The organism is Melaminivora alkalimesophila (genome assembly GCF_000282995.1).
Classification (GTDB): domain Bacteria; phylum Pseudomonadota; class Gammaproteobacteria; order Burkholderiales; family Burkholderiaceae_C; genus Melaminivora; species Melaminivora alkalimesophila.
Genome location: NZ_ALEE01000666.1, coordinates 1 through 2,827, shown reverse-complemented (window position 1 = coordinate 2,827; position 2,827 = coordinate 1). Strand labels below are relative to the sequence as shown.

The window sequence follows — 2,827 nt, the reverse complement described above, 5'->3', positions numbered from 1 at the left end:
GGCAGCCGCTCCTGCAGCTGCGCCAGCGGCACGTTCTTCGCGCCGCGCACGTGGCCCGCGGCATATTCCCCGGGCTCGCACACGTCGATGACCACCGCCTTCTCGCGGTTCATCAGCTGCACCGCCTGGGCCGCGCTCAGCCCGCCGGCGCCTGCGCCCCTGAGCGTGGGCACCAGCAGCATGGCGCCCGAGGCGAGCGCCAGGAAGATCAGATACCAGTTGTCGAGGATGAAGTTCACGGCATTCCTTGGGCCTGGGCAAACCCGGGATTCTAGAATGATGGGTTGGCACCCGGGGGATCCACCCCTTTTCCACTTCCGACCAAGGACACCATGCACAAGCTCGTTCTGATCCGCCACGGCGAATCCACGTGGAACCTCGAGAACCGTTTCACCGGCTGGACCGACGTGGAGCTCACGCCCACGGGCGTCGAGCAGGCGCGCAACGCCGGGCGCCTGCTGCGCGCCGAGGGCATGGAATTCGACCAGTGCTACACCAGCGTGCTCAAGCGCGCCACCCACACCCTGTGGCACTGCCTGGACGCCATGGACCGCACCTGGCTGCCGGTGGCGCACAGCTGGCGCCTCAACGAGCGCCACTACGGGGCGCTGCAGGGCCTGAACAAGGCCGAGACGGCGCGTCAGTACGGCGACGAGCAGGTGCATATCTGGCGCCGCAGCTACGACACGCCGCCGCCGGCGCTGGAGGCGGGCGACCCGCGCAGCGAGCGCGGCGACCTCCGCTACGCCGGGCTGGACCCCGAGCAGATCCCGCTGACCGAGTGCCTCAAGGACACGGTGGCGCGCGTGCTGCCCTACTGGAACGACACCATCGCCCCGGCCATCCGCGGCGGCCAGCGCGCCCTGATCGTCGCGCACGGCAACTCCATCCGCGCCCTGGTGAAATACCTGGACGGGATCTCGGACGCCGACATCGTGGGCCTGAACATCCCCAACGGCATCCCGCTGGTCTACGAGCTCGACGCCGACCTGAAGCCCCTGCGCCACTACTATCTGGGCGACGCCGAGGCGGCGGCGCGCGCCGCGGCCGCCGTCGCCTCGCAGGGCCGGGCCTGAAAAAAGGATGGGCACGGCCGGGAACCGGCTGGGCGGGGCTTTCTCCAAGCGGTATATTGAAAATCGTGGCGCCACGCATCGGCGCCCCAGGGGTATTCAATGGGCCAGAAACTCAAGATTGCAGGATGGATTTCGGTCGGTGCGCTGGCCGGGGCCCTGACCACGGTATCGCTGCAGACCGTGGCACGCGGCGCGATGGCGCCGCTGCCGCTGGAGGAAATCCAGCAGCTCTCGGCCGTCTTCGGCCTGATCAAGACCGACTACGTCGAGCCGGTCGATGACAAGAAGCTGATCACCGACGCCATCTCCGGCATGGTCGCCAGCCTCGATCCGCACTCGCAGTATTTCGACAAGAAATCCTTCAAAGAATTCCGCGAGGGCACCTCCGGGCGCTTCGTCGGCGTGGGCATCGAGATCACGCAGGAGGACGGCCTGATCAAGATCGTCTCGCCCATCGAGGGCTCGCCCGCGTTTCGCGCCGGCCTGAAGACCAACGACCTGATCACCAAGATCGACGACACCGCCGTCAAGGGCCTGTCGCTGAACGACGCCGTCAAGCGCATGCGCGGCGAGCCCAATACCAAGGTGACGCTGACCATCTTCCGCAAGGACGAGAGCCGCACCTTCCCCGTGACCATCACGCGCGAGGAAATCAAGACCCAGTCCGTCAAGGGCAAGGTGGTCGAGCCCGGCTACGCCTGGATCCGCCTGTCGCAGTTCCAGGAGCGCACGGTGGACGACTTCGTGCGCAAGGTCGAGGAGGTGTACAAGCAGGAGCCGAACCTCAAGGGCCTGGTGCTGGACCTGCGCAACGACCCGGGCGGGTTGCTCGACGCCGCCGTCGCCATCTCCGCGGCGTTCCTGCCCGAGGGCGTCACGGTGGTGTCCACCAACGGCCAGCTCGCCGAGAGCAAGGCGACCTTCAAGGCCGCGCCCGAGTTCTACCTGCGCCGCGGCCAGGGTGACCCACTCAAGCGCCTGCCCGCGGCCCTCAAGCAGGTCCCGATGGTGGTGCTGGTCAACGAAGGCTCGGCCTCGGCCAGCGAGATCGTCGCCGGCGCCCTGCAGGACCACCAGCGCGCCACCATCATGGGCAGCCAGACCTTCGGCAAGGGCTCGGTGCAGACGGTGCGCCCGCTCGGCCCGGACACCGGCATCAAGCTGACCACGGCGCGCTACTACACGCCCAGCGGCAAGTCCATCCAGGCCAAGGGGATCGTGCCCGACGTGATGCTCGACGAGACCGCCGAGGGCGACCTGTTCGCCTCGTTGCGCATGCGCGAGGCCGACCTGGAAAAGCACCTGTCCAGCGGCCAGGGCGAGGAGGCGCAGGACCCGGCGCGCGAGAAGGCCCGCGAGGAAGCCCGCAAGCGCCTGGAGGAAGAGGCGAAGAAGCCGCTGTCGGAGCGCAAGCTGCCCGAGTTCGGCACCGAGCAGGACTTCCAGCTCACCCAGGCGCTGAACCAGCTCAAGGGCAAGACGGTGCTGGCCAGCAAGACGCTGACCGAACGCAAGGAAGAGCCGAAGGAAAACTGAGCCGCGGCTCCCCCGAGCGACCACGAGGCCGGGCCTGCCTGCACGCCCGGCCTTTTTTCGACCCCCACACCGCCCCGCGCCATGACCGACGACCAGCTCCTGCGCTACTCGCGCCACATCATGCTCGACGAGATCGGCATCGAGGGCCAGGAGCGCATCCTGGCCGCACGCGTGCTGATCGTCGGCGCCGGCGGCCTGGGCTCGCCGGCCGCCCT

4 protein-coding genes are annotated in these 2,827 nt (G+C 68.3%); 3 read left to right on the top strand and 1 reads right to left on the bottom strand.

The window, feature by feature from the left end; all coding sequences use genetic code 11:
- A partial coding sequence (locus A612_RS12980; protein WP_019374897.1) for a rhodanese-like domain-containing protein occupies positions 1-239 on the bottom strand: 239 nt, incomplete at its 3' end.
- A gap of 93 nt (positions 240-332) precedes the next feature.
- Here A612_RS12980 and gpmA point away from each other — a divergent pair.
- From gpmA to A612_RS18015, 3 genes are all read left to right on the top strand, one after another.
- A complete protein-coding gene (gene gpmA / locus A612_RS12975) occupies positions 333-1,076 on the top strand; it encodes a 2,3-diphosphoglycerate-dependent phosphoglycerate mutase (RefSeq protein ID WP_019374896.1) in 744 nt (247 codons plus the stop codon).
- A 99-nt stretch (positions 1,077-1,175) separates the two neighbouring features.
- Positions 1,176-2,612, top strand: a complete 1,437-nt coding sequence (locus A612_RS12970) for a S41 family peptidase (RefSeq protein ID WP_019374895.1) — start codon at positions 1,176-1,178, stop codon at positions 2,610-2,612.
- A gap of 81 nt (positions 2,613-2,693) precedes the next feature.
- Positions 2,694-2,827, top strand: a 134-nt coding sequence (locus tag A612_RS18015) for a HesA/MoeB/ThiF family protein (protein WP_040436872.1), incomplete at its 3' end; no start/stop codon positions are given.

Excerpts from the sequence above, each read along its gene's own strand:
- gpmA (WP_019374896.1), top strand. The coding sequence starts at position 333 with ATGCACAAGCTCGTTCTGATCCGCCACGGCGAATCCACGTGGAACCTC.
- A612_RS12970 (WP_019374895.1), top strand. The coding sequence starts at position 1,176 with ATGGGCCAGAAACTCAAGATTGCAGGATGGATTTCGGTCGGTGCGCTG.